This is a genomic window from Pseudoalteromonas sp. SA25, assembly GCF_011378705.1.
GTDB lineage: Bacteria > Pseudomonadota > Gammaproteobacteria > Enterobacterales > Alteromonadaceae > Pseudoalteromonas > Pseudoalteromonas arctica.
Genome location: NZ_WTKV01000033.1, coordinates 1 through 24,295, shown reverse-complemented (window position 1 = coordinate 24,295; position 24,295 = coordinate 1). Strand labels below are relative to the sequence as shown.

Annotated in this window: 26 protein-coding genes and 3 tRNA genes; 22 read left to right on the top strand and 7 right to left on the bottom strand. The window is 39.9% G+C overall.

Going from position 1 to position 24,295, the window contains the following annotated elements; translation table 11 throughout:
• The first annotated feature begins 98 nt into the window (after positions 1-98).
• From GQR45_RS19950 to GQR45_RS19930, 5 genes are all read left to right on the top strand, one after another.
• Positions 99-175: transfer RNA gene (locus GQR45_RS19950), tRNA-Met, on the top strand.
• A gap of 79 nt (positions 176-254) precedes the next feature.
• A tRNA-Met gene (locus GQR45_RS19945) sits at positions 255-331 on the top strand.
• A 62-nt stretch (positions 332-393) separates the two neighbouring features.
• Positions 394-470, top strand: a tRNA-Met gene (locus GQR45_RS19940).
• 919 nt (positions 471-1,389) lie between these two features.
• Positions 1,390-2,004 (top strand): trimeric intracellular cation channel family protein, encoded by a 615-nt coding sequence (locus GQR45_RS19935; protein WP_165726844.1) that lies wholly within the window; start codon positions 1,390-1,392, stop codon positions 2,002-2,004.
• Positions 2,005-2,038: 34 nt separating this feature from the next.
• Positions 2,039-3,550, top strand: a complete 1,512-nt coding sequence (locus GQR45_RS19930; protein WP_007587019.1) for a YifB family Mg chelatase-like AAA ATPase — start codon at positions 2,039-2,041, stop codon at positions 3,548-3,550.
• Here the strand turns inward: GQR45_RS19930 and GQR45_RS19925 are convergent.
• Together GQR45_RS19925 and GQR45_RS19920 are read right to left on the bottom strand one after the other, a co-directional pair.
• Positions 3,547-4,251, bottom strand: coding sequence for a response regulator transcription factor (locus tag GQR45_RS19925; RefSeq protein WP_002957913.1), 705 nt, complete (start codon positions 4,249-4,251; stop codon positions 3,547-3,549). The genes GQR45_RS19930 and GQR45_RS19925 overlap by 4 nt on opposite strands.
• A 216-nt stretch (positions 4,252-4,467) precedes the next feature.
• Positions 4,468-6,963 (bottom strand): prolyl oligopeptidase family serine peptidase, encoded by a 2,496-nt coding sequence (locus tag GQR45_RS19920; protein ID WP_165726843.1) that lies wholly within the window; start codon positions 6,961-6,963, stop codon positions 4,468-4,470.
• 84 nt (positions 6,964-7,047) lie between these two features.
• On the opposite strand from GQR45_RS19920, the gene GQR45_RS19915 reads away from it, so the two are divergent.
• Positions 7,048-8,124, top strand: coding sequence for a hemolysin family protein (locus tag GQR45_RS19915; protein ID WP_024590554.1), 1,077 nt, complete (start codon positions 7,048-7,050; stop codon positions 8,122-8,124).
• 32 nt (positions 8,125-8,156) lie between these two features.
• On the opposite strand, the gene GQR45_RS19910 is transcribed toward GQR45_RS19915, so the two are convergent.
• Complete coding sequence (locus GQR45_RS19910; RefSeq protein ID WP_165726842.1) at positions 8,157-9,368, bottom strand: EAL domain-containing response regulator; 1,212 nt, start codon at positions 9,366-9,368, stop codon at positions 8,157-8,159.
• Positions 9,369-9,551: 183 nt separating this feature from the next.
• Here GQR45_RS19910 and GQR45_RS19905 point away from each other — a divergent pair, with 183 nt between their 5' ends.
• Positions 9,552-10,568, top strand: a complete 1,017-nt coding sequence (locus GQR45_RS19905) for a site-2 protease family protein (protein ID WP_165726841.1) — start codon at positions 9,552-9,554, stop codon at positions 10,566-10,568.
• 55 nt (positions 10,569-10,623) lie between these two features.
• On the opposite strand, the gene GQR45_RS19900 is transcribed toward GQR45_RS19905, so the two are convergent.
• On the bottom strand, positions 10,624-11,934 hold the full coding sequence (locus tag GQR45_RS19900; RefSeq protein ID WP_165726840.1) for a TIGR00366 family protein: 1,311 nt from the start codon (positions 11,932-11,934) through the stop codon (positions 10,624-10,626).
• A 169-nt stretch (positions 11,935-12,103) separates the two neighbouring features.
• Here GQR45_RS19900 and GQR45_RS19895 point away from each other — a divergent pair, with 169 nt between their 5' ends.
• Positions 12,104-13,171 (top strand): potassium channel family protein, encoded by a 1,068-nt coding sequence (locus tag GQR45_RS19895; protein ID WP_007587041.1) that lies wholly within the window; start codon positions 12,104-12,106, stop codon positions 13,169-13,171.
• A complete protein-coding gene (locus GQR45_RS19890) occupies positions 13,171-13,368 on the top strand; it encodes a PLDc N-terminal domain-containing protein (RefSeq protein ID WP_007587044.1) in 198 nt (65 codons plus the stop codon). The genes GQR45_RS19895 and GQR45_RS19890 overlap by 1 nt, the downstream gene beginning before the upstream one ends.
• Before the next feature lie 36 nt (positions 13,369-13,404).
• On the opposite strand, the gene GQR45_RS19885 is transcribed toward GQR45_RS19890, so the two are convergent.
• Both GQR45_RS19885 and GQR45_RS19880 read right to left on the bottom strand, forming a co-directional pair.
• On the bottom strand, positions 13,405-14,439 hold the full coding sequence (locus tag GQR45_RS19885) for a hypothetical protein (RefSeq protein ID WP_007587047.1): 1,035 nt from the start codon (positions 14,437-14,439) through the stop codon (positions 13,405-13,407).
• A 69-nt stretch (positions 14,440-14,508) separates the two neighbouring features.
• On the bottom strand, positions 14,509-14,967 hold the full coding sequence (locus tag GQR45_RS19880; protein WP_165726839.1) for an EVE domain-containing protein: 459 nt from the start codon (positions 14,965-14,967) through the stop codon (positions 14,509-14,511).
• A gap of 77 nt (positions 14,968-15,044) precedes the next feature.
• On the opposite strand from GQR45_RS19880, the gene tesB reads away from it, so the two are divergent.
• Positions 15,045-15,902: an acyl-CoA thioesterase II gene (gene tesB, locus GQR45_RS19875; protein WP_165726838.1), complete on the top strand. Its 858-nt coding sequence runs from the start codon at positions 15,045-15,047 to the stop codon at positions 15,900-15,902.
• Positions 15,903-15,924: 22 nt separating this feature from the next.
• On the opposite strand, the gene plsB is transcribed toward tesB, so the two are convergent.
• A complete protein-coding gene (gene plsB, locus GQR45_RS19870; protein ID WP_007587050.1) occupies positions 15,925-18,363 on the bottom strand; it encodes a glycerol-3-phosphate 1-O-acyltransferase PlsB in 2,439 nt (812 codons plus the stop codon).
• Positions 18,364-18,780: 417 nt separating this feature from the next.
• Here plsB and rpsJ point away from each other — a divergent pair, with 417 nt between their 5' ends.
• From rpsJ to GQR45_RS19810, 12 genes are all read left to right on the top strand, one after another.
• Entirely contained in the window at positions 18,781-19,092 is a 312-nt protein-coding gene (gene rpsJ / locus GQR45_RS19865) for a 30S ribosomal protein S10 (protein WP_002957900.1), read from the top strand.
• Positions 19,093-19,119: 27 nt separating this feature from the next.
• Positions 19,120-19,755, top strand: coding sequence for a 50S ribosomal protein L3 (rplC, locus tag GQR45_RS19860; RefSeq protein ID WP_002957898.1), 636 nt, complete (start codon positions 19,120-19,122; stop codon positions 19,753-19,755).
• Between the two features lie 17 nt (positions 19,756-19,772).
• Positions 19,773-20,378: a 50S ribosomal protein L4 gene (gene rplD / locus GQR45_RS19855; RefSeq protein ID WP_002957897.1), complete on the top strand. Its 606-nt coding sequence runs from the start codon at positions 19,773-19,775 to the stop codon at positions 20,376-20,378.
• Positions 20,375-20,677, top strand: coding sequence for a 50S ribosomal protein L23 (gene rplW / locus GQR45_RS19850; RefSeq protein ID WP_002957896.1), 303 nt, complete (start codon positions 20,375-20,377; stop codon positions 20,675-20,677). The genes rplD and rplW overlap by 4 nt, the downstream gene beginning before the upstream one ends.
• A 15-nt stretch (positions 20,678-20,692) precedes the next feature.
• On the top strand, positions 20,693-21,517 hold the full coding sequence (rplB, locus tag GQR45_RS19845) for a 50S ribosomal protein L2 (RefSeq protein WP_002957895.1): 825 nt from the start codon (positions 20,693-20,695) through the stop codon (positions 21,515-21,517).
• Between the two features lie 15 nt (positions 21,518-21,532).
• A complete protein-coding gene (gene rpsS / locus GQR45_RS19840) occupies positions 21,533-21,811 on the top strand; it encodes a 30S ribosomal protein S19 (protein WP_004588689.1) in 279 nt (92 codons plus the stop codon).
• Between the two features lie 13 nt (positions 21,812-21,824).
• Positions 21,825-22,157: a 50S ribosomal protein L22 gene (rplV, locus tag GQR45_RS19835; RefSeq protein WP_002957892.1), complete on the top strand. Its 333-nt coding sequence runs from the start codon at positions 21,825-21,827 to the stop codon at positions 22,155-22,157.
• Between the two features lie 11 nt (positions 22,158-22,168).
• Positions 22,169-22,870 carry a 30S ribosomal protein S3 gene (gene rpsC, locus GQR45_RS19830; protein WP_002957891.1) on the top strand — a complete coding sequence of 234 codons (702 nt, stop codon included), beginning with the start codon at positions 22,169-22,171 and terminating at the stop codon, positions 22,868-22,870.
• A 12-nt stretch (positions 22,871-22,882) separates the two neighbouring features.
• Entirely contained in the window at positions 22,883-23,296 is a 414-nt protein-coding gene (gene rplP, locus GQR45_RS19825; protein ID WP_002957890.1) for a 50S ribosomal protein L16, read from the top strand.
• Positions 23,296-23,487 (top strand): 50S ribosomal protein L29, encoded by a 192-nt coding sequence (rpmC, locus tag GQR45_RS19820; protein ID WP_002957889.1) that lies wholly within the window; start codon positions 23,296-23,298, stop codon positions 23,485-23,487. Before rplP ends, rpmC begins: the two co-directional genes overlap by 1 nt.
• Positions 23,487-23,744, top strand: a complete 258-nt coding sequence (gene rpsQ, locus GQR45_RS19815; RefSeq protein ID WP_002957888.1) for a 30S ribosomal protein S17 — start codon at positions 23,487-23,489, stop codon at positions 23,742-23,744. Before rpmC ends, rpsQ begins: the two co-directional genes overlap by 1 nt.
• Positions 23,745-23,976: 232 nt before the next feature.
• Positions 23,977-24,273 carry a hypothetical protein gene (locus tag GQR45_RS19810; RefSeq protein WP_024591198.1) on the top strand — a complete coding sequence of 99 codons (297 nt, stop codon included), beginning with the start codon at positions 23,977-23,979 and terminating at the stop codon, positions 24,271-24,273.
• Positions 24,274-24,295 lie beyond the last annotated feature (22 nt).

The window sequence follows — 24,295 nt, the reverse complement described above, 5'->3', positions numbered from 1 at the left end:
TAGTTTAGGCCTTGCATTAAATGTTTATTCCTATATAGTAGCGCTCTCTTCAAGGCAGGCTCGTAAATATTACGAAAATGTTTTAAAGAAATTACAGGCGCGGGATGGAGCAGTCTGGTAGCTCGTCGGGCTCATAACCCGAAGGTCGTCGGTTCAAATCCGGCTCCCGCAACCAATTTTTTATAAGATTTGGTTACTGTAAACTCTAGCTTAAGAGATAAAATAAAGTAGTCGATAGACTTAAAATATACAGGCGCGGGATGGAGCAGTCTGGTAGCTCGTCGGGCTCATAACCCGAAGGTCGTCGGTTCAAATCCGGCTCCCGCAACCAATTCTTTAATTGGAAGCCAAGTTGTAATGTAAGCAACTTTAAACAAGTCTACAAATTTCAGGCGCGGGATGGAGCAGTCTGGTAGCTCGTCGGGCTCATAACCCGAAGGTCGTCGGTTCAAATCCGGCTCCCGCAACCACTGAAATTAAATACCTAAAAAGTTAAAACAAAATAGCACTCTTTATCGAGTGATTTTTTGCGTCTGCAGTTTAATAAATTCTTATAATTATAAAACTCACCGTTACTGCGCAAAACACTTTGCACAAGTAAGCGAAGGTCGTCGGTTCGCTTTTTACAAACTCAAGCTCCCGCAACTACTGAAATTAAATACATAAAAAGCTAAAACAAAATCGCACTCTTTATCGAGTGATTTTTTGCGTCTGCAGTTTAATTAATTCCTATAATTATAAAACTCACCGTTACTACGCAAAATACTCTGCATAAGTAAGCGAAGGTCGTCGGTTCGCTTTTTACAAACTCAAGCTCCCGCAACCACTGAAATTAAATACCTAAAAAGCTAAAACAAAATCGCACTCTTTATCGAGTGATTTTTTGCGTCTGCAGTTTAATAAATTATTATGAATTTAAACTCACCGTTACTGTGCAAAACACTTTGCACAAGTAAGCGAAGGTCGTCGGTTCGCTTTTTACACACTCAAGCTCCCGCAACCACTGAAATTAAATACCTAAAAAGCTAAAACAAAATCGCACTCTTTATCGAGTGATTTTTTGCGTCTGCAGTTTAATAAATTATTATGAATTTAAACTCACCGTTACTGTGCAAAACACTTTGCACAAGTAAGCGAAGGTCGTCGGTTCGCTTTTTACACACTCAAGCTCCCGCAACCACTGAAATTAAATATCTAAAAAAGTTAAAACAAAATCGCATTCTTTATCGAGTGATTTTTTGTGTCAGCAGTTTGATAAAATACCTTATATTCTGCTTTATTTAATGACTTTACTCTAATATCTGTGATGTTTAACAAATAACTTATTTTTTAAAAAAGAGTATTTTATGTTAAAACGGTTAAAAGATTTTAAGTAACAATACACATCACATGACAGAACTTTATCACTGGTTTGATTTAATAGGCATTGCGGTGTTTGCTGTGTCGGGCACTTTGCTAGCGTACGAAAAAAAAATGGATGGCTTTGGGGTCGTAGTTTTAGCTACGGTAACTGCTATTGGTGGTGGTACAGTGCGAGATCTAATTTTAGATGTTCCTGTGTTTTGGTTACACGATCAAAGTTACTTTTTTGCCATACTAGCTTCAGTATTTGTTACAACACGCCTTATAAATAAACAAAAGCCGATACCTCATTATATTTTACAAACAGCGGATGCGTTTGGTTTAGCTTTTTTTGCAGTAATGGGGGCACAAAAAGCGCAGCTTGTTGGTATGCCCGATATGACTGCGGTAATTATGGCTGTAATTACAGGCTGCTTTGGTGGATTAATTCGAGATGTGCTTGCACGTGAGATCCCTATGCTATTAAAAGGTGAGCTTTACGCTATTACCTGTATAGCTGGTGGCACTGTTTATACGCTTGGCATTAGTTTTTCGTTAGTAACCGAAATGGCGATGGTATTAGGTATGTTAATAACCTTATTACTTCGTTTGGCTGCTATAAAATGGCAAATCACATTACACGTTTTTAAATATCCTGACTAAACTGGTGTAATCACACCATTTACTAGGATAAGGAATGTCGTTAGCTCGTATATTTTCTCGTGCTCAAGTGGGTATAAATGCCCCTGAAGTTATTGTAGAAGTTCACCTAGGAAATGGTTTACCCGCTTTTCATATAGTAGGCCTGCCCGAAGCGTCCGTTAAAGAATCAAAAGATAGAGTACGTAGCGCACTCGAAAACTCACAATTTGGTTTTCCCGATCAACGAATAACCGTAAACTTAGCCCCAGCCGACTTGCCAAAAGATGGCGGACGGTTTGATCTTGCTATTGCGGTGGGTATTTTAGTCGCCTCTGGGCAAATAGTGTGTCCTGATATTCATAAGTATGAGTTTTATGGGGAGCTTGCTCTTAATGGTGAGGTGCGTGGTGTAAACGCTATTTTACCTTCGGTACTTGCTGCAAAAGAGCAAGATCGTTGCTGCTTTTTACCTCTTGCAAACGACAGCCTAGCAAGCCTAGTTAATGGCGTTAAACGCAAAGCCGTAAGCTCTATTCAAGAAGTGTGGGGGGACTTACTTAATCAACAACCCCTACCATTAAATATAGAGTATCCCGACTGCACACAAGCCCCTGACTTTTTACTCGATTTAAGCGATGTGAAAGGTCAGCCCGGTGCAAAGCGAGTACTCGAAATTGCTGCAGCTGGCGGGCATAATTTACTATTTTTAGGTCCTCCAGGTACTGGTAAATCGATGCTGGCCCAGCGAATGGCAACTATAATGCCTACTATGTCGGACGATGAAGCTATTTCGACAGCTGCGCTTTACTCTATTATTGGGCAATCCATAGATTTAACTAATTGGCGACAGCGGCCATTTCGTAATCCACATCATACTTGTTCAGCTGTTGCCTTGGTGGGGGGCTCTTCGAATCCCAAACCTGGTGAAATTTCTCTGGCACATAACGGTGTGCTCTTCTTAGATGAGTTACCGGAATTCGAGCGTAAGGTACTTGATTCACTGCGTGAGCCAATGGAAACCGGTACAGTTACTATTTCACGTGCAGCTAGGCAAATGGAGTTTCCGGCGCAGTTTCAGCTTATTACAGCATTAAATCCAAGCCCAACAGGGAGCCATACTGATAAGCGGGCAACTCCCGATCAAGTTATGCGTTATTTATCGCGAGTATCAGGACCTTTTATTGACCGTATTGATTTGCAAATAGAACTACCTCGTTTAACGAGTGTTGAACTACAAAGTACTCAGCCGGAGGAAAGTAGTGCTGAGGTTAGAGCAAGAGTTGAAACGGCTTATTACCTACAACTAAAACGTCAAGGTAAGGTTAATGCGAGGCTTAATAATAAAGAAATGAGTGTGCACTGTGTACTAGCGCCTGCAGAGTTGCAGTTTTTAGCCAGAGCAAGCGAGAAGTTGTCTTTATCGCCACGCTCTTATCATAGAGTGATTAAAGTGGCGCGTACTATTAGTGATTTAAAAGGCGCTGAAAACATTAGTTTAAATGAGCTTAAAGAGGCACTTAATTACCGCGCATTTGAGCGTCTTATTGCGCAATTAACTAAGTATTAAATAGAGAGCATATAGCCTTTACCGCGTACGGTAACAATGCGTTTTTGATCTTTTTCGTCATTTAATTTTTTACGTAAACGACCAATCAGCACATCAACAGTACGATCGTTTGGACTCCAATCGGGCTGGCCTATTTCTTCTGATATTTTTTCACGGGATGTGGCTTTACCCGCATTACTAATTAAGCAAATAAGCACTTTATGTTCGGCTTCAGTTAAGCGTGATTCAACGCCTGCAGCAGTAATTAATGTGCGATTATCGGGATGAAGTTTAAAGTCAGCATATTCTATAAATTCTTCGCTTTCGTCGTCTTCTAGGTTAACGGCAACACGCTTATAGAGCGCGCGCATGCGAAGTTCTAACTCCAGTAAATCGACGGGCTTACAAATATAGTCATCAGCACCTTGTGCAAGGCCTGCAATACGATCGGCTTGGGAGTCACGACTCGATAATACAATAACGCCAATATCGGTAAGTGTGTTTAATTCTTTTGCCAGCTGAAGCCCATCACGCTTTGGCAAAACAATGTCAATTATGGCTAATGATATAGCACCGCGCAGGTTTACCCGCTGCCTTACAATGTTAAGTGCATCAGCGCCAGTTGGGTCTACCTCTATTGTAAATTCGGTATCTGCAAAGTGATTTTGGATGCGTTTAACGAGTAGTTCATCGTCTTCAACCAATAAAACATTAATAGCCATAGTACTTTATTTTGAATGCTTATAGCTCTGTATGGTAGCACCATTAGGTAAATGCTGAGAAGGGGGTTTATTAGTTTTAAGTAACTTAATATTTCAAAGGTGTATAAGACGTTATTAGAGGATGAGGTTAGCACCTTTAAACTAATTAAAAGGTGCTAAATAATTAATACTACTATTAATAAATCTGTATTAAGTCGTTATTTTAAAGGTTCAGGCTCAGTTATTTTTATACATTGAGTCCCACCATTGAGGTTCATCTTTTAGCTTTTTATCAAAGTATGCGAGCATGGTGTTCCACCAATCAAATCGTTTATCGCGTGCAAAAATTTGGTGGTCGGCGCCTTTGTATTCGATTAACTCTACGTCCTTATTAAGCAGTTTAAGCGCAGTGTACATTGTTAAGCTTTCGCCAACAGGTACATTGGTATCACTATCACCATGAAGAAGTAGCATAGGTGTTGTTACTTTGTCGGCATGAAACACAGGGCTATGTTGGCTGTAAAGCTCAGGGTTATTCCATGGGAAGCTATTTTTTGATGCTTCGCCAGAATATAAGTAGCCCCACCAACCTTCACCCCAATACGAGGTAATATTAGAAATACCCGCATGAGCTATTGAAGCACTAAATATATCGGTTTTAGTTGCCAATAACATGGTCATGAAGCCACCGTATGATGCCCCTAAATTTCCTACCTTTTCACTATCAACATAGTTGTATTTCTTTAAAAAGGCTTGCGTGCCTTCGATAATATCGTCTGCAGTGTAGTCGCCCCAGGCATTAACATGCTGCGCTGAAAACTTTTGTCCAAACCCTGTTGCGCCAGTAGGCTGTACTACATAAACAACGTAGCCATTTTCTGCCCATAAGTTAAACGGATAACGGCCTGTAAAACCACGCGTAACTGGTGAAGTGCCGCCGTAGTAATACACGAGCGCCGGGTGCTTTTTAGTTTTATCTAAATTGCTAGGAATATAAACGCGGCCAGTTATTTCAACCCCATGTTTATTTTTAAAATTAAACTCCTCTAATGTAGGGAGTCGTGTATTTGCATAGCTACTTGGTTTTGAATCCCATATTAAATCTGTTTTATTTTTACTGACGTTAAGGCGTTTTAGCTGTTGTGGCGCTAAAGCGTTAGTGCCACTTAATAAAATTTCGGTATTACGGTCGTGTGAGTAACTAAATTGTTCAACAATATCCAATCCTGTATTTAACTTTTTAAAGCGCTGTTTACTTAAATCAAATAGGTAAAGCGGTTGAGTGTCTTGCTCTGTTACCTTAATGAGCGCATCGCCGTTTTCTAAAACGTGCAGTTGGCCAATAGCAGAATCGAATTGTTTACTAAGTGCTTTTACGTTTTTACCGTCTTCAGTAAGTAGGTAAAGTTGCCCGTCGTAGTTATTAGCAAGCATTGCTTTTGGTAGAGCTCTGCCTGCGCCATTTTTAAAGTCAGGGCCTGCAATTACATAAATATCTTTATTTGCGTATTTGGCTAAATTAAATGTTTTGAATTTACCAAGCGATGAAAGCTTGTTTGATTTTAAATCGAGTTCGGCTAACTCTGTTTCAGGGTGGGTTGATGCTTGCATTGCCATTACTGGGCGACTCATTAATATTTTGCCACGGTTACTATTTGAATCTTCAAGGCTGTAAGAAAGAGGACCTTGGCTAAGTGCTTTTGTTAAACCACTTTTAGTATCAAGCATGTAAATTTGACTGGTGGTACGTGCATACGACCAGCGATCTTGTAGACCTTTATAGTGCTTGGTTAAGCTGTTAGTGCTCTCAGGTGATTTAGACCAGCTAAACAAAAGACTGGTGTCGTTATAAAAGGTAAAGCCATTGGCTCCTTCTAAATCGTTTGCTAATGTTTTTATTGAGAAGTTTTTACGGCTAAGTTGTTTAAGCTCACCATTTAACAAATACACTAAATATTGGTTATCTGGACTCCAAATAATGTTACTTGGTTGGCCTGCTTCGAAGCGATAAAGCGTTTGATTATCTGAATCTTTAAGTACAGTAACTGTATTTGCTTGGTTTTGTGTTTTATCGCTATAAGTGCGAGTAGTAGTAACGTACTGCTTAGCATTAGGTGCGAGTGATAATTGACTGATTGTAGGGGCATCAAACAATTGTTTTGCAGATAAGCGTTTTGTTTGTGAGGCGCTAAGCGTAATTTTATCAACGTCGCTTTTAGGTGCAAAATCAAGCGTTACATCGTGCCAATTAGCTACTTGTTGGGCTACTATTAAAATAGAGTGAGTACTGTTATTTAAAGCTAACTTATAGCTATTTTTATCACCTGTTTGTAGTTCGCCATTAATAAATAACTGACCTTGCTCAATCCCTTTTAAGGTAAGCGTACCTTGTGTAAAGCGGGTTGTTTCAATATTAAATTTTAGTGCCTGTAACCCACCTAAAGTGAGCGCATTGATTTTATTAAACGGCTGCCAGTTTTGTTTTTTCCCAAATACAGAAAAACTATCTGAGTCTGCTTGTAGCTGCGGCAATAGGTTATTAATAATGGCATTGCCATGAGGTGTTTGAAAAGGCTTTAACTGCATGTCCTCGGCAAGTGGGCCGATAAACTGAATTTTTGATTTATCCAATGGTGCAGCTATTGCAGCAAAGCTTAAGCTGCTAAGCGTTAAAAGAGCTGCTGCGTACTTAAATAGCTTATTTTGATGACACCATGGTGCGCTAAATTTCATTATTATGCCTATTATTATTGGAAGTTTGGCCAAATATAGCATGTATTGATACCATGCTCACATATCCAATATAGAGGAGAGAAAGTGACTTTACTGATAGTTTATATGGTAGTGGCGATTGTTATTTCGTTTTTATGTTCTGTGATGGAGGCTGTGTTATTAAGTATTTCGCCCAGCTATGTTGCATCACTTAGGAAAGATCATCCTGAGCTTGCTAAACAGCTCGAAAAACTTAAAAACAATATAGATCAGCCTTTAGCTGCTATTTTAACTTTAAATACGGTTGCCCATACTGCGGGTGCTGCTGGGGTAGGCGCACAGGCAGCTGTCGTGTTTTCCGATGCGGCTGTAGGCATTGCATCAGCCATTATGACATTCCTCGTATTAATTCTTTCTGAAATTATTCCTAAAACCTTGGGGGCTAATTACTGGCGAGCTCTAACGCCAAGTGTTACTTACGCTTTGCGGTTTTTAGTTATATCACTAAAGCCTTTTGTATGGTTTGCACAAAAGCTAACAAATTTAATGGGTCCAAAGCACGATGAGGCTTACTATATTCGTCAAGAGATAGAGGCAATGGCTGATATAGGTACGGAGTCGGGTGCATTACATCAGGATGAGTCCGAAATAATTCGTAATTTATTGCATTTTAGACATGCAAAATTATGCGACTTAATGACGCCTCGAACTGTAATTTTTAAAATCCACAAAGACTTAACAGTAAATCAGTATTTAAACGATCACGGCTCGTCGTCATTTTCTCGTATATTGGTATTTGATAAAGACAGCGACGATATTGTTGGGTTTGTGCATAAAAACGATATTATGCTGGCATTTCACCGTTTAGGTACCGATTACAAAATTAGCAAATTGATTAAGCCTATTTATACGGTGCCGAGTTCTCAAAATGTATCGTCGTTACTGCAAACTCTTTTAACAAAGCGCACGCATATATGCCTAGTTGTAGATGAGTACGGTGACGTGCAAGGTATTGTAACGCTAGAGGATATGATTGAAGCTTTAATGGGGCTAGAGATTGTAGATGAGCGTGACCAATCTACTAATATGCGCGCAGTAGCAAGGCAGCGTTGGCACAAACGTTTAGCAAGCAGTGCGCATATAGTCAGTGAAGAAGATAAACACACTCGGGGTGATAATTAGTTAACCAGCCCCGATTAAATATTAATACCGCTTTAAGCGGGGCTGCCATCAGTTTTCAGCCAATCTTTAGCCCAAGATATAAATTCGTCTTGTGGTTTAGGGCGGCTAAATAAAAAACCTTGTATGGCTAGTTTTCTTCTATAATGCCTTAAATAAACGAGCTCTTCTGGTCGTTCAACACCTTCTGCTACTAAGTCTAAATTATCTTTACTCGTAATATTAAATAACGAACTTACGACCACTTGAGAAAATAAATCTGTTTCTATATGGCTAATAAGTGAACGGTCTATTTTAATTTCAGTAAAAGGAAGATTTCGAAGCTGATTCATATTAGTAAAACCAACACCAAAATCGTCTAGCGATATACCAAAGCCATGCATTCTTAATCTGTTTAGTGTTTCTAATTGCATGAGGCTTGAGAGTGCATGTTGTTCTGTTATTTCTATAATAATATTACTAGGCGTGAGTTGGTTTAATTCTAAAATGAGCAGTAATTTATTAGGGCAGTTTAAGTCGTCGAGCTGAGTTGGCGATAAATTAAATGCCATTTTAAAATCATGACCTAGTTGCGCTTTCATATTTTTGAATTCGCTGGTGCCCTTTTCAAAAAGAGAAAATGTAATTTGATTAATTAAGTTGTGTTGTTCGGCAGTGTTTATAAAACGGTTAGGTAAAATAATATTGCAGTCTTTACTTGATAAAATACGTGCTAAGACTTCAACGCTTTCAATTTTATTGTTATCAGCGTTTATTTTTGGTTGGTAAAAAGGCGTTATTTCATCGTTTTTTAATGCATCAATAAGCTCATCTTGTGAAATGGCTGACTCTTTTAATAAAGTGTGGCTGTTTAATTGCGCCACTTTAATAAGTAACCTACTAACCTGAGACAGTTGCACTGGCTTTGAAATATTACCAATGAGGTGAGCGTTATGTTGTTTCGCGAGATTGGCAGCTAAGCTAATAACTTTATGGTCCATTTCAGAGACAATTATAATACCGCCTTGATAATGTAACTCTCCTAAGTGGCGGATTAGTTCCATGCCGTCCATTTCGGGCATATTGAGATCAGTAAAAATAGCATCAAAGTAGTTAACATCTTCTTTTACTTTTTCAAGAGCTTCTTTTGCATTCAGGCACGTAGTTATAGTGTTAGACATACCTAATTCGTTAAGTATAGCTTCCATAACGATCAAAATTGCTTTTGAGTCATCAACAACTAAAATATTAGGTACTATTTTCTTCACAGTAATCCCTTCCAATGCGAATTTATTGTTACTGTAAAAGTAGTAGCGTTATTGTATTTTGTCAGTACTTTTAATTTATATTTTTATCTGATAATTCTAATTAAAAAAGAGATCTTTATTATGCGGCTCGTGTTTTGTAAGTGAGTCGGTATACTAGCGCCATTGTTTTAAACGGTCTTAATTATGATAAGAATAGATCTTACTTTAGCCGAGCAGCCATTTTCGCTTATGGTGTCTGGGCAAACAATTGTGCAGGTATTTCACGCGCAACAAGCCATTACCTTTGATAATCCTCGTGAAAACTACTATCAGTTTACTTACGACAACAAAGTAATAGGTATTGATACAGCGGCAGTGGAAGAGCAAAGCATTTCGCTCTTTGTAGATGATCAATTTGCAACACAACTTGCGCTACCAGCACCTACAAATGGGTCACCTAAAAAAGGCTTTTTAGGGCTAGCTGCATTAGGTTTTAAGCTTTTTAAAAGCGCTAAAGTAATTAAAGTAGTGCTTGCAGGGGCTTCTGTTGCAGGCTATGCGTGGTTATTTAGTATAGAATTTGCACTAATGCTAATTGGGTGTTTAGTTGTACACGAATACGGCCATGTGCGAGCAATGAAATACTTTGGCATAAAAACCAAAGGTATTTACTTAATCCCGTTTGTTGGTGGGCTAGCTGTAAGTGACGATAAAATAACGACTCGTTGGCAAGATGTCGTTATATCGCTAATGGGGCCTGCATTTGGTTTAATTACCTCGGTACTGGGTGTCGTTTTATATTACGCCACCGAGATGGAAATATTTGCAGGTGTGGCAGTTCTTAGTGCGTTATTAAATTTATTTAACTTGTTACCTATTTTACCGCTTGATGGCGGGCATGTATTAAAAAGTATTAGCTTTTCAATGCGTTCATGGATTGGCCTAAGTGTATGTTTACTCGGTGTACTGTTTGGTTTATGGCTGAGCTACACATTTGGCTTAATGTTACTGGTATTCTTTTTGTTTGTAGGTGCGCTGGAAATTGTATTTGAATGGCGAGGCCGTCACTATTCACATTTAATGCCACTAGATAAATATGGCCAAGGCTTTTCAGCGGTTATGTATGCAATTGTAGTAGCTGGGCATGTAGCTGTAATGATGCACTTTGCCGATTCAGAAAATCCAATATTAAGCCTTCCAATGACTATTTTATCGAGCTAGCATTTATCGTTCTAGGTAAAAGCGGGCTATAATATTTGTTACAGCCCGTTAAAAATTAATAAAAGCTCAATACCAGCGATATAAAAACCCCAGTCACAAACAACTGCACAACACAAAACCCCATAATATCTTTTGCTTTTAGGCCTGCTATAGCCAATACGGGCAACGCCCAAAAAGGTTGAATTAAATTAGTCCAGGCATCACCCCATGCAACGGCCATTGCAACGCGCGATATATCGGCACCTAGCTCTTGTGCTGCAGGTATTACAATGGGTGCTTGTACAGCCCATTGGCCACCGCCAGAGGGTACAAACATATTAACGAGTCCTGCACTTAAAAAACTAAAAAATGGCAAGCTATCAGCATCTGCAACGGCAATAAAGCCACGTGATATCTGTTGTGCTAATCCGCTATCAACCATTACCGCCATGATGCCGGCATAAAAAGGAAATTGAATAACAATGCCAGCCCCGCTTGGAATTGCTTGTTGCAGACTGTTAAGTAAATTATGGGGTGTTTGATGCAGCGTAATAGCTAAAAACAAAAATACGGCAATAACGCTATTAAGGTTTAAGTTTCCGCCAGCAATAAAAAAGTAATAACCTAAATATGCCAAACCTAATAAGCCAATTGTCATACCGAGTAGTTTACTTTGTTCCAAATGTTGGGCGGGTCTGGTTATTGTTGTGGGCTTAGGTGTTGTCTCTTGTAAAAGAGCTGGGTCGATATATACGCTTTCTTGCTCGCTTGGCAGCATATAGCGATTAACGAGCGGCATAATAATGAATAAACCAACTAATATGGCTATATTAAAGCCCGCAAATAAAGTGTGCTCTGTACTAATAATACCAATGCTGGACTCTGAAAAGTGACCATCGGTTGCGATAGTTAAAGGAATCGAACCGGCTAATCCGCCATGCCATACAACAAAACCTGAGTAAGCGCTGGCTACTAATAATCGATAATCAACACGAGTATGTTTAGCAATTGCCTTGGCAAAAAGGGCACCAATAACTAAGCCAAATCCCCAATTTATCCAGCTCGCTAAAAGCGAAATAAGCGTTACCAATATAATTGCTTTAGGTGCTGTATTTGCGAGTGTTGCTAGTTTTTCTAATAACTTACTTATAGGTGGCGTACTTGCCAACATGTATCCTGTAATTAACACTAGTAGCATTTGCATAGCAAAACTTAATAAGTTCCAAAATCCACCTCCCCACGCTTGTAATACTTCAATGTTGGTTGCGGTTGTAAATAAGCTCGCACTAATAAGGGTGATAACTGTAAGTAAAATTACAAATATAAAAGGGTCGGGAAGATAACGCTCTACAATTTTAGTAAAAGGGCGGGCTATTTTATTAAGCATAAGCACAACTGTTTTGGTTATTATTTTAACGCTAATTAATCATGAAAAATCACCATTGGCAAACAGCATTTAGTCTAATATTTGCGGTTAAAAGCTTAAACATTGCTTAAAAGCATCGCTTACAGTAACGTACTGTTTATAGATAATTTACTAACGAAGACTTTGTATTATGCCGGTGATATTTAAAAGGCTAGCGTTACTTGTTCGCGCTCATATAGATCAGTTGAGTTGGCAAGCAGTGGCATTAGCTATTTTGACTCATATGCTATTAACATGGAGCTTACTATTTATAGCGAATGAGAAAGCGTTAACCTCGCTTACTACCTTTTTTTACTATTACACAGTAACAACATCAACAGTGGGATATGGTGACTTTAGTCCAACTACTGATCTTGGTCGTTGGGTGGTTGCATTAATACAAATTCCATTTGGTTTAGCTTTATTTGGTGTTTTGCTAGGAAAAGCAGGACAAACTGTTACTTACTTAATTAGGCGCGCTATGACTGGTGATAAAAACTTTGCTCACAGTAACCACCATATTATTATTTTTGGTTGGCACGACACTCGTACAAAAAAGATGATTGATTACATTTTGGCAGATACGAAGCGAACTGACCGTCGTATTTTACTCGCGGTAACAGAGCAAATGGATCATCCTTTTTTAGCTAACGAAAGCGTTGATTTTGCACGTTTAACGAGTTTTACAAATTTAGCTGAACTAGAGCGGGTAGCTATTCGTAGTGCTGATAAAGTGATTATTGATGGTCAAGATGACGATCAGACATTTACAACAGCCCTGCGCATTAGTCGCTTAGTAAAAGATGATTGTCATATAAGTGCTCACTTTTTGGATGAAACCAAAGTTGAGATGATGTTAGAGCATTGCCAAAATGTAGAGTGTAGTAGTGCAAAATCAGCTGAGATACTCGTACGCTCAATGCAAGATCCAGGTTCGAGCCGTGTGCAAGAGGAGCTGCTATCTACTTTGCACGGCGATACACAATTTAGCTTGAAAGTACCAAGTGGCTGCAAAGATATGGAGTTTGGTACTTTGTTTCATCATTTTAAGCTTGAGCATGATGCAATACTGTTAGGTGTTGCCCATAATTTAAGTGCGCAAAATATGGATTTAAACCCACCATTAGATTACAAAGTAAGTGAAGGCGATATTTTGCACTATATATCGGTAGATCGAGTATTAAGTAGTGAAGTAGACTGGTCGAGCCTAGAAAAATAATGAATGAAGTTGTATTTTTAATTGTTGTTTTAAGTGCTTACATATTACCTGTCGTTATTGTACTTAACAGTAAGCGTACACAGGGTCATGAAAAGAATGGCTGGCTAATGGGAATCATTATATTTTCTTGGTTAGGTTTAATGATGTACTTTACCATTGTGCCCAAGCATAGGCACAAAAAGAAAAAGGCTAAATAGAGTAATTAGCCTTTATAGCCGTTTTCGTTGGAATAATTACTCTTCCAACTGTTTGAGTTTATGCTCAATTAGAGGGTCGTCAGGTAGAAGTTGCTGGGCGACTTCTAATAGCTGAATAGCATCATTAGGGTGCTCATCTTGGTGCTTAAGTGCCACATCTATTAATGGCTGAATATCAATTTTTGCTTGATGCTCTTGTACATACACTTCTTTTTCATCAGCTAAAATTTTATGCGCTGTACTCAATAATGCTAAACGATGAGGGGAATCTGCATTAGCCGTATTGAGACTTTGATAATAATCTTCTTTTAAGCGTAAGGTTTTGGTTTGCAGGCGAAACTGTGCAATATCGATTTGCTGATGTTGAATGAAATCAACGGCTACTTGCTTATAAAACCCAAACTTATTCAAATATGTAGCGTGTGTGCCATGTCCCATACCAAATACTCGCAAGTGAGTTAACTGCTTATAGCGCTTGGCGTGCATTCGGTCTATACGATTAGTAGGATCGTAAATAATATAGCCTTGGGCATCTCCTAAATCTAGATCGTGATAATCTTGTTGCCAGTCAAACTGCTGAGCTATATCGGTACTAGAGCGGTCATCCCACGGTACTAATTCTTTATTTTTAGTACTTACCGGGTGAAAGAACAGTACTTGGTTTAGCTTTAATAGTTTAGCAAAAGCGCCAACAGCAAATCCGCCACGGCTTAAGCCATAGCCTAATCGACAATTAAACGGCGTAAGTAATGTTGATAATTGCTCGAGAAAAAAGATTAAATTACGATTACGAAACCAATTACTTTTACCTAAATGCTGAAAAGCGATTACGTTTACGTTTTGTTTTTGAGCCAAGTGATAACCCCATGGTGCAAAATCAGGGTGAAGATCTTGCTCTTGCACGTTAGTGCCTGCGGGTGAAAAGGTAAAAAGCAGGGGCTTATTAACGTCAACAAAATCATACTTAACAAATACATCGCCGAGTAAATCACTACCCGTCATGGGTAATCGAGTTTGTTGCTCATTGCGCGGGAGAGTTAACCATTCATCTAACCAATACAGTAATTTCATTAATCCTCCAGCTATAAGTCAGCGTAGATCATATCAAACTCAATGAAATTAGGTCAAACCGAGAGGGTGTTACTGCGCCATTTTGATTATTTCATCCCAGTCATTTTTAGTAACAGGCATTATTGATAGTCGTCCGCCTTTTTTAAGTGCGATTTCAGTAATATTATTATTGGCTTTAATATCTTTAAGGCTAATTAATTTTTTTAAATGGCTTTGGTAAGTAACCTCAACAACAACCCAGCGTGATTTGTCGCTGGTGGCTTTTGCATCGTAATAGTCGCTACTTAAATCAAACTGAGTAGGGTCAGGGTAGGCATCGTGTGTCACTTCGGCAATACCCGCTACACCTACGTGTTTACAGCTTGAATGGTAAATCATCACTGAATCACCGAGCTTAACGCCATCACGCATGAAGTTTCGCGCTTGGTAATTACGCACGCCTTCCCAAAGAGTCGTTTGTTTTGGTGCGTTTTTTAAATCATCTAATGAAAACGCATCGGGTTCAGTTTTAAATAGCCAGTAAGCCATAACAGTATTCCTAACAAATATTTACTTCCCACTATTGTATAGTATCATTTGGATACTAGGGTAATGAGGAAGAAGTAATGAGCCAAGTATTAGATGATTTATTGTCGTTGTTAACACTTGAAGAAATTGAGCAAGGTTTATATCGAGGACAAAGCCAAGATTTAGGCTTTGGTGCTGTGTTTGGCGGTCAAGTTATGGGGCAGGCGCTTTCTGCCGCTAAAGAAACTCTACCTGAGGGGCGTATAGTTCACTCATTACATTCTTACTTTTTACGCCCAGGCGATCCAGCTAAACCGATTGTTTATGATGTAGAAACTATTCGCGATGGAAAGAGCTTTAGTACTCGCCGAGTAAAAGCGATTCAGTACGGTAAGCCAATTTTTTATATGACAGCGTCGTTTCAGGGTGAAGAAAATGGTTTGTCGTATCAAGCAACAATGCCTGATGTACCCGCACCTGAAGAGTTACGCTCATCACTTGAGTTTTATCAAGATAACGCTTCTCATATCCCTGAAGTCATCCGTAATAAGTTTACGCGTGAAATGCCAATTGAAATGCGACCAGTAACTTTTCATAACCCGTTTAAACCAGAAGTTATGGAGCCGGTAAAGCATATTTGGTTTAAAGCTAATGGTGAAATGCCAGACGATCAGCGCATCCACAATTACTTATTAGCATACGCCTCTGATTTTGAGTTTTTACCAACAGCATTGCAGCCTCATGGTGTATCGTTTATGCAGCCAAATATGCAAGTAGCTACTATTGATCATGCAATGTGGTTTCATCGGCCATTTAGAATGGATGATTGGATTTTGTATTCAATTGACAGTCCAAGTGCGAGTAATGGGTGTGGTTTGGTACGCGGGCAGTTTTTTGATCGCCAAGGCAACTTGGTTGCCTCAACAATGCAAGAAGGGGTTATGCGTCAGCGCTAACCCCCCTTCTATAGATATATTACTAGTTACACTGATCTTGTACTATATCGCTGATTGACTGCCAGACGCGTGCTGGCAGTAATGTTTTAAGGTGTGCGTAGGTTTCGCAAAGTTGTGTACTGCCTACTAAGCCTTTATCACCCTCTGTTATTAACGACTCGCCACGTAAGTTTTCGATAAAACTAACAAGTACTTTTTTATCAAAAAACTCAGGTGTTTTAATGCCATGCAGTGTGCCTAAACGCTGTGCAAGCACTTGGCTCTCTCGTTCTAATTCTGCTTTTTCAATGCCATCACTTGTTTGAATAAAACCAATCACAATAGCGTAACGTTGTAGAGTAAAACTAAGTGCTCGTCCAAGCATTTCTAGCTTAGCTAAGCAGTCATTACTGTTCGTTATATGAATGTTATCGCCATCAAACTCAATTAAATTTTGATCAGCAAAGTTAGCTAAAATACGCGTTATATAGTTTTCATCAAGAGGCTGTAAATACCATTCTTTAGCAAATAATGGATAAAACGTTTTTACAAGTTGCTGGCATTGCTCAATAGTTGTGCTGTGTTGTTTAAATAGATGTAGTGCAATTAAGCTTGGTACTGCAAATAAGTGCAAAATATTGTTTCGGTAGTAATTAAACAGTACTTTTTCTTTATCGCTAATAGTAATAATTTCGCCAAATTCATCACTGATAACTTCAAACTTATTCAGCTTTAATGCATGCGTTAGTAATTGCTCTGGTGTTTCGTTTGGCGCGGTTACTTTATCGCTATAGCTTGCATCGCGCTGTAAGCGCAGATAAAAATCAAGTTGTGCTAATAGCTTTGGTTTACTCAATGCTTGTTTATCGTTAACCAGCAATATCATCGCTAGTAAGTTAACCGCATTAAGCGCCGCCGCATTATTAATTTTAACCATTACTTGGTCGGCAAGTTTAGTTACTTGTGGCGCTAACCATTGTGGCTTTTGTACATCGGTAGGGTGTATTGAATCACGCCAATCAGGTTGGTTATCGTTTAAGTATTGGTTAATCGAGATTGGATCACCAAAGTTTAAATTACCACGACCGTAGTTTTTAAGGTTTTTGATTGCCTTAAAAATACCAAATATAGATTCGCCTTTTTTATCTTTTCCATCCAGCTCTTTAAGGTAGGTGTTAATTTCCATTACGTGCTCGTAGCCAATGTACACAGGAACGATAGATATTGGTCTGTCTATTCCGCGTAGCATTGCTTGTAATGTCATAGATAGCATACCTGTTTTAGGTGGAAGTAAGCGCCCAGTTCGGCTTCGACCGCCTTCCGTGTAAAACTTAACAGAGTAACCTTTAATAAACAGTTGGCTTAAATACTCTTTGAATATGGCAGAATAAAGTTTATTGCCTGCAAACGAGCGACGAATAAAGAATGCCCCAGAGCGTCTAAATATGCCACCGGCAGGGAAAAAGTTAAGATTTATACCTGCAGCTATATGTGGTGGAACTAAGCCTAAATGATAAATAGAGTAAGTAAGCAGTAAGTAATCCATATGACTGCGATGACAAGGCATATAGATTATTTCATGGCCTTTATCTGTTAGTTCATGAATTTGTTCTGCGTGTTTAATATCAATACCGTTATAGAGCTTATTCCACAACCAAGTTAAAAATCGCTCGGCCACACGTATCATTGCTTCAGAGTAATTAGCGGCTATCTCATCAAGTAGCTTAAGTGCATTTTGGCGGGCTTCTGTTTGGCTAATGTTTTTAGCTTTAGCTTCATCTTGAATTGCTTTTTTTATTGTAGGTGACGCTAATAATGAATTAAATAATTGTTCACGAGAGGGCATTTTAGGGCCTGTAGCAGCTAGCTTTTGGCGCTTAAAGTGAACACGTGCTACACGTAATAATTTATGTGGTAACTCGCTTACATCGGCTTTTTCATTGACTAAAAGCGATAAGTCGAGTGGTTGGCTAAAGCGAATAAAGTTGTCGCGTCCTGAAAACAACACCACAAAAAACTTTCTAAACCAGCTAGGAGTTAGAGAGTGCGTAATTAAAGTGCGTAGCCCCGGCTTTTCTTTACCCGGGTCGCGACCCCATAAAATAGTAACCGGAACCACTTGTACGTTTTGCTGCCCACTTTGTATTAGGTATTCAATAATTTGTTTACCTTGAGCTAAAGCATTGGTTGGCTTAGCTTCATCACCAAACAGTGGTGGTGGATTTTTAATACCAATAAAACGGTCTAAATCTTGGTTACCTAATACTTGCTCTTCGGTTGGGCTAGGTAGACCATTTTTTTTACACGCATGTGCGAGAGCCGCTAAATCAAATCGTGAATTTAAACGCACTATATAAAATGTAGGGTACTCAGGGTTTAGATCATACTGTTTAATCGGATTTTCTGGCAGCACTTTGCTTTTTACAAATAAGCGGCTAAATCCAGCAGACATAACATTTAAACAATAATTAAAAATACGCATCGACTCACCATATTGAGAGTATTAAGGGCAAAATTAGCGCAGTAGGATACCATAATATCTAAAAATCCCTTAGTTTGCGTAATTAAGGTGTTAACTTGTTTATTGACTAACAGTAGAGGTATTAGTTCAAGTATAGCTAGTAAGCATGTATGGGTGCTTATTTAATCAAATTTATAGGCATTGTATTGTTTCTAAATAGTTGTTGCATTTATCACCAATACCTCTATAATACGCAGGCTTTCAAAATTCCTCTGGGAACTAGAAAGGATAAATTAAGCTTGGATTTCAAGCTAATAAACAGGAGTTCCGATTTGGAACTCAACGTAGATATAATCAAACAGCCGACATCTTAAGTTTTAAGATTGTTTCGGTCGTTTTTTTATGCTCTTTTATATGCTCTTTATATTGAGGTTAAGAATGTCAAATCAACGCATTCGTATTCGCCTAAAAGCTTTTGACCACCGTTTGATTGACCAATCAACGGCAGAAATCGTGGAAACTGCGAAACGCACTGGCGCACAAGTACGTGGTCCAATCCCACTACCTACACGCTTTGAACGTTTTACTGTACTAACTTCACCGCACGTTAATAAAGATGCGCGTGATCAGTACGAGATCCGCACCCATAAACGTCTGATAGACATCGTAGAACCAACTGACAAGACTGTAGACGCGCTTATGCGTTTAGATCTTGCTGCTGGTGTTGATGTTCAAATCAGCCTGGGTTAATCGAAAGATTAGAGAGGTTTTAGGAAAATGGCATTAGGTCTAGTCGGTCGTAAAGTGGGTATGACACGAATCTTCACTGAAGATGGTGTATCTATCCCTGTGACAGTTATTGAAGCGACACCTAACCGCATTGCTCAGATCAAATCTGACGCAACAGACGGTTATAACGCGCTTCAAGTAACCGCAGGCACTAAAAAAGCAAGTCGTGTAAACAAAGCTAAAGCGGGTCATTTCGCTAAAGCTGGTGTTGAAGCGGGTCGCGGTCTGTGGGAATTCCGCCTTAACGGTGGTGAAGGCGATTTTGAAGTAGGCGCTGAGCTTACTGTTGAATTATTCAACGAAATCAACAAGGTTGACGTAACCGGTACTTCTAAAGGTAAAGGTTTCCAAGGTGGTGTTAAGCGCTGGAATTTCAGCATGCAAGACGCTACACATGGTAACTCTCTATCTCACCGTGCTCCTGGTTCAATCGGTCAAAACCAATCACCTGGTAAGGTGTTTAAAGGTAAGAAAATGGCCGGTCATATGGGTGCTGAGCGTGTAACGACTCAAAACTTAGAACTAGTTCGCGTTGACGCTGAGCGTAATTTGCTTTTAGTTAAGGGTGCAGTACCTGGAGCTATTGGCGGTGACGTTATCGTTAAACCAGCTGTTAAAGCATAAGTCCTGGAGATTTAGTGATGGAATTAGCAATTAAAGACGCTTCTGGCGGTCTTGAAGTTTCTGAAGCTACTTTTGGACGTGAGTTTAACGAAGCATTAGTACATCAAGTAGTTGTTGCATACGCAGCAGGTGCTCGTCAAGGTACTCGTGCTCAGAAGACACGTTCTGAAGTAAGCGGTGGTGGTAAAAAACCATGGGCTCAAAAAGGTACTGGCCGTGCACGTGCCGGTACAATCCGTAGCCCAATTTGGCGTTCAGGTGGCGTTAGCTTTGCAGCTAAACCACAAGACCACAGCCAAAAAGTAAACCGTAAAATGTACCGTGGTGCGATTAAAAGCATCTTATCTGAATTAGTTCGTCAAGAGCGTTTAATCGTTGTTGAAAGTTTTGCTCTAGCAGCACCAAAAACTAAAGAACTAGTTGCTAAGCTTAAAGAACTTGAGCTTAAAGATGTTCTTATCGTGACTGAAGAAGTAGATGAAAATCTTTTCTTATCGGCACGTAACCTTTATAAGGTTGACACACGTGATGTAGCTGGTATCGATCCTGTAAGCTTAATTGCTTTCGATAAGGTACTTATTACAGCCGCTGCTGTTAAGCAACTTGAGGAGGCGCTAGCATGATTCGCGAAGAACGTCTTTTAAAAGTGATCCTTGCTCCACATATCTCTGAAAAAAGCACAATTGCTGCTGAAGAAAACAATACTATTGTTTTTAAAGTAGTAAATGACGCAACTAAAGCTGAAATTAAAGTAGCAGTTGAGAAGCTTTTTGAAGTAGAAGTAACTGGTGTTCGCACACTTAACGTTAAGGGTAAAACAAAACGTACTGGCGCACGTTTCGGTCGTCGTAGCGACTGGAAGAAAGCTTACGTTACTCTTAAAGAAGGCAGCGAGCTAGACTTTGTCGGCGGCGCCGAGTAATAAGGGGATAGAATTATGGCACTTCAAAAGTGTAAGCCTACTTCTGCGGGCCGTCGTCACCTAGTTAAAGTGGTTAACTCTGATCTACATAAGGGTAAGCCATACGCACCACTTTTAGAGAAAAACTCTAAATCAGGTGGTCGTAATAACAATGGTCGTATTACGGTTCGTCATATCGGTGGTGGTCATAAACAACACTACCGTTTAATCGATTTTAAACGTACTAAAGATGGCATTCCAGCTACTGTTGAACGTTTAGAATACGATCCAAATCGTAGCGCAAACATCGCTCTTGTATTATATGCAGACGGTGAGCGTCGTTACATTATCGCACCTAAAGGCTTAAAAGCTGGCGATGCAATCCAGTCTGGTGTTGATGCACCAATCAAGCCTGGTAATGCATTACCAATGCGTAATATGCCTGTAGGTTCGACTGTTCACAACGTAGAATTAAAACCAGGTAAAGGTGCTCAAATCGCACGTTCTGCTGGTGCATACGTTCAAATCCTTGCTCGTGATGGTCAGTATGTAACATTACGTCTTCGTTCAGGCGAAGTTCGTAAAGTTGAATCTGATTGTCGTGCGACTCTAGGTGAAGTAGGCAATGCTGAGCATATGCTTCGTTCACTTGGTAAAGCAGGTGCAAATCGCTGGCGTGGTATTCGTCCGACAGTTCGTGGTGTTGCCATGAACCCGGTAGATCACCCACACGGTGGTGGTGAAGGTCGTACATCTGGTGGTCGTCATCCTGTGTCTCCATGGGGTAAACCGACTAAAGGTGCGAAGACGCGTAAGAACAAGCGTACGGATAAATTTATAGTACGTCGTCGTACTAAGTAATATTGAGGAATAGCCATGCCACGCTCTCTCAAGAAGGGTCCTTTTATAGACCTACACTTGCTGAAGAAGGTAGAGAAAGCTTTGGAAAGCGGTGAGAAAAAGCCAATTAAAACTTGGAGCCGTCGTTCAATGATCATACCTAACATGATCGGATTGACCATTGCTGTCCATAATGGTCGCCAGCACGTACCAGTTTTCGTTTCTGACGAAATGATCGGTCACAAACTAGGTGAATTTGCACCAACTCGCACTTACCGTGGCCATGCTGCGGATAAGAAAGCGAAGAAACGATAAGAGGGGAAGATAAATGCAAGCATTAGCTAAACATAAATTCGCCTCTGGTTCGGCGCAAAAAGCACGTCTAGTTGCAGATCAGATCCGCGGGTTACCTGTAGATCGCGCACTAGAAATCCTGGCGTACAGCCCTAAGAAAGCGGCTGTATTAGTTAAGAAAGTACTTGAGTCTGCTATTGCTAACGCAGAGCATAACGAAGGTGCTGACATTGATGAGCTTCGTATAACAACGATCTTTGTGGACGATGGTCCTACAATGAAACGTATTATGCCTCGTGCTAAAGGACGCGCAGACCGCATCCTTAAGCGTACAAGCCATATCACTGTTATGGTTTCAGATAGCTAGGAGTATAAGTAATGGGACAAAAAGTTCATCCTACTGGTATTCGCCTAGGTATATCTAAACCTTGGGTTTCTACCTGGTACGCGAGTTCAAAAGATTTCTCTGCACAGCTTTTTGGCGATCACAAAGTTCGTACATTCCTTACTAAGGAATTGAAAACGGCTTCTGTGTCTAAAATCGTTATTGAGCGTCCAGCAAAATCAATCCGTGTAACAATTCATACGGCTCGTCCGGGTGTTGTTATCGGTAAAAAAGGCGAAGACGTAGAAAAATTACGTCAAGCGGTAACTAAAATCGCTGGTGTACCTGCTCAGATTAATATCTCTGAAGTACGTAAACCAGAACTAGATGCACAACTAGTAGCAGACGGCATTGCCTCTCAACTAGAACGTCGTGTTATGTTCCGTCGCGCTATGAAGCGTTCGGTACAAAATGCAATGCGCATCGGTTCTAAAGGGATTAAAGTTGAAGTTAGCGGTCGTCTTGGCGGCGCTGAAATCGCACGTTCAGAATGGTATCGTGAAGGTCGTGTACCTCTACATACTCTTCGTGCTGATATCGATTACGCAACTTCTGAAGCCTTAACCACTTATGGTATCATTGGTGTTAAAGTTTGGATCTTCAAAGGCGAAGTTATTGGTGGTTTACCACTAGTACAAGAGCAAGAGAAGCCAGCTAAACGCGCACCAAAGAAAGCCAAGAAAAGTGCTAAGTAGAGGTAGCGACTAATGTTACAGCCAAAACGTACAAAATTCCGTAAAATGCACAAAGGCCGCAACCGCGGTTTAGCGCAAAACGGTAACAAAGTAAGCTTCGGTACTTTCGGATTGAAAGCAACTGGCCGTGGCCGTATGACTGCTCGTCAAATCGAAGCAGCTCGTCGTGCTATGACGCGTCACGTGAAACGTCAAGGTAAAATCTGGATTCGTGTCTTCCCTGACAAACCGATTACAGAAAAACCTCTTGAAGTTCGTATGGGTAAAGGTAAAGGTTCTGTTGAATATTGGGTTGCTGAAATTCAGCCTGGTAAAGTACTTTACGAAATGGAAGGTGTTTCAGAAGAGCTTGCTCGTGAAGCATTCGACCTTGCTGCTCGTAAATTGCCATTCAAAACAACTTTCGTAACTCGGACGGTAATGTGATGAAAGCTAGCGAACTAAAAGACAAAAGCGTAGAAGAGCTTAATGCTGAACTTCTAGGACTACTTCGTGAGCAATTTAATATGCGCATGCAAGCTAGCACTGGTCAGTTAGCTCAGACACACACGCTAAGAACAGTACGCCGCGATATCGCGCGTGTAAAAACAGTTATTAACCAGAAGGCAGGTCAATAATGAGCGATAAAATTCGTACTCTTCAAGGCCGTGTAATCAGCGACAAGATGGAAAAATCTTTCACTATCGCTATCGCACGTTATGTGAAGCACCCAATCTATGGGAAATTCATTAAACGTACGACTAAGTTACACGTACATGACGAAAATAACACAGCAAAAGCGGGTGACGTAGTTACTATCCGTGAATGCGCACCAATTTCTAAGAATAAATCTTGGACTTTAGTAGACGTTATTTCTAGTCCAAAACAAGCTTAATTTTTTAATTAAGTTAGTTTTGTAAAAAAGCCCCGGCATTAGCTGGGGCTTTTTGTATTTAAAGCACCTGTAAACAGTAAACTAGGGTGAGCGGGTCACCTGGATTAGTCTTTTATCTGAAAATATAAAGTTATCTTGGGGAGTCGTTGAGAGTAAGCGTCTAGCCAAGTGCACCTGCAAGTAACTCGTCAAAACTATTAAGCTATCCCTGAATTTCAATTAAGAGGTAGCTATGAGAAAAACACGTAGCCTTGAGCAATGGCGTAGTATTATAGAAGAGCAACAATCGAGTGATTTAACTATCACTGAGTATTGTCAGCAAAATACTTTATCAAAAACAACTTTTTATGCCGCAAAAAACAAGCTAAAGGCATTACCTGGCAATTTTGTTCGCGCCAAAATCACTAAACAACCTGACGTTATCAAGCCGCAACAGCCGATAACCCTCACTGTTGGCAAAGTAAAAGTCAGCTTGCCATCAACAACGCCTGCAACTTACCTCAGCCAATTGTTACGCGAGTTTGCCTGATGAAAATGTTTGTTGAACCCGA

Coding starts and splice junctions, on each gene's coding strand:
- GQR45_RS19935 (WP_165726844.1), top strand. CDS start 1,390: ATGACAGAACTTTATCACTGGTTTGATTTAATAGGCATTGCGGTGTTT.
- GQR45_RS19930 (WP_007587019.1), top strand. CDS start 2,039: ATGTCGTTAGCTCGTATATTTTCTCGTGCTCAAGTGGGTATAAATGCC.
- GQR45_RS19925 (WP_002957913.1), bottom strand. CDS start 4,251: ATGGCTATTAATGTTTTATTGGTTGAAGACGATGAACTACTCGTTAAA.
- GQR45_RS19920 (WP_165726843.1), bottom strand. CDS start 6,963: ATGAAATTTAGCGCACCATGGTGTCATCAAAATAAGCTATTTAAGTAC.
- GQR45_RS19905 (WP_165726841.1), top strand. CDS start 9,552: ATGATAAGAATAGATCTTACTTTAGCCGAGCAGCCATTTTCGCTTATG.
- GQR45_RS19900 (WP_165726840.1), bottom strand. CDS start 11,934: ATGCTTAATAAAATAGCCCGCCCTTTTACTAAAATTGTAGAGCGTTAT.
- GQR45_RS19895 (WP_007587041.1), top strand. CDS start 12,104: ATGCCGGTGATATTTAAAAGGCTAGCGTTACTTGTTCGCGCTCATATA.
- GQR45_RS19890 (WP_007587044.1), top strand. CDS start 13,171: ATGAATGAAGTTGTATTTTTAATTGTTGTTTTAAGTGCTTACATATTA.
- GQR45_RS19885 (WP_007587047.1), bottom strand. CDS start 14,439: ATGAAATTACTGTATTGGTTAGATGAATGGTTAACTCTCCCGCGCAAT.
- GQR45_RS19880 (WP_165726839.1), bottom strand. CDS start 14,967: ATGGCTTACTGGCTATTTAAAACTGAACCCGATGCGTTTTCATTAGAT.
- tesB (WP_165726838.1), top strand. CDS start 15,045: ATGAGCCAAGTATTAGATGATTTATTGTCGTTGTTAACACTTGAAGAA.
- plsB (WP_007587050.1), bottom strand. CDS start 18,363: ATGCGTATTTTTAATTATTGTTTAAATGTTATGTCTGCTGGATTTAGC.
- rpsJ (WP_002957900.1), top strand. CDS start 18,781: ATGTCAAATCAACGCATTCGTATTCGCCTAAAAGCTTTTGACCACCGT.
- rplC (WP_002957898.1), top strand. CDS start 19,120: ATGGCATTAGGTCTAGTCGGTCGTAAAGTGGGTATGACACGAATCTTC.
- rplD (WP_002957897.1), top strand. CDS start 19,773: ATGGAATTAGCAATTAAAGACGCTTCTGGCGGTCTTGAAGTTTCTGAA.
- rplW (WP_002957896.1), top strand. CDS start 20,375: ATGATTCGCGAAGAACGTCTTTTAAAAGTGATCCTTGCTCCACATATC.
- rplB (WP_002957895.1), top strand. CDS start 20,693: ATGGCACTTCAAAAGTGTAAGCCTACTTCTGCGGGCCGTCGTCACCTA.
- rpsS (WP_004588689.1), top strand. CDS start 21,533: ATGCCACGCTCTCTCAAGAAGGGTCCTTTTATAGACCTACACTTGCTG.
- rplV (WP_002957892.1), top strand. CDS start 21,825: ATGCAAGCATTAGCTAAACATAAATTCGCCTCTGGTTCGGCGCAAAAA.
- rpsC (WP_002957891.1), top strand. CDS start 22,169: ATGGGACAAAAAGTTCATCCTACTGGTATTCGCCTAGGTATATCTAAA.
- rplP (WP_002957890.1), top strand. CDS start 22,883: ATGTTACAGCCAAAACGTACAAAATTCCGTAAAATGCACAAAGGCCGC.
- rpmC (WP_002957889.1), top strand. CDS start 23,296: ATGAAAGCTAGCGAACTAAAAGACAAAAGCGTAGAAGAGCTTAATGCT.
- rpsQ (WP_002957888.1), top strand. CDS start 23,487: ATGAGCGATAAAATTCGTACTCTTCAAGGCCGTGTAATCAGCGACAAG.
- GQR45_RS19810 (WP_024591198.1), top strand. CDS start 23,977: ATGAGAAAAACACGTAGCCTTGAGCAATGGCGTAGTATTATAGAAGAG.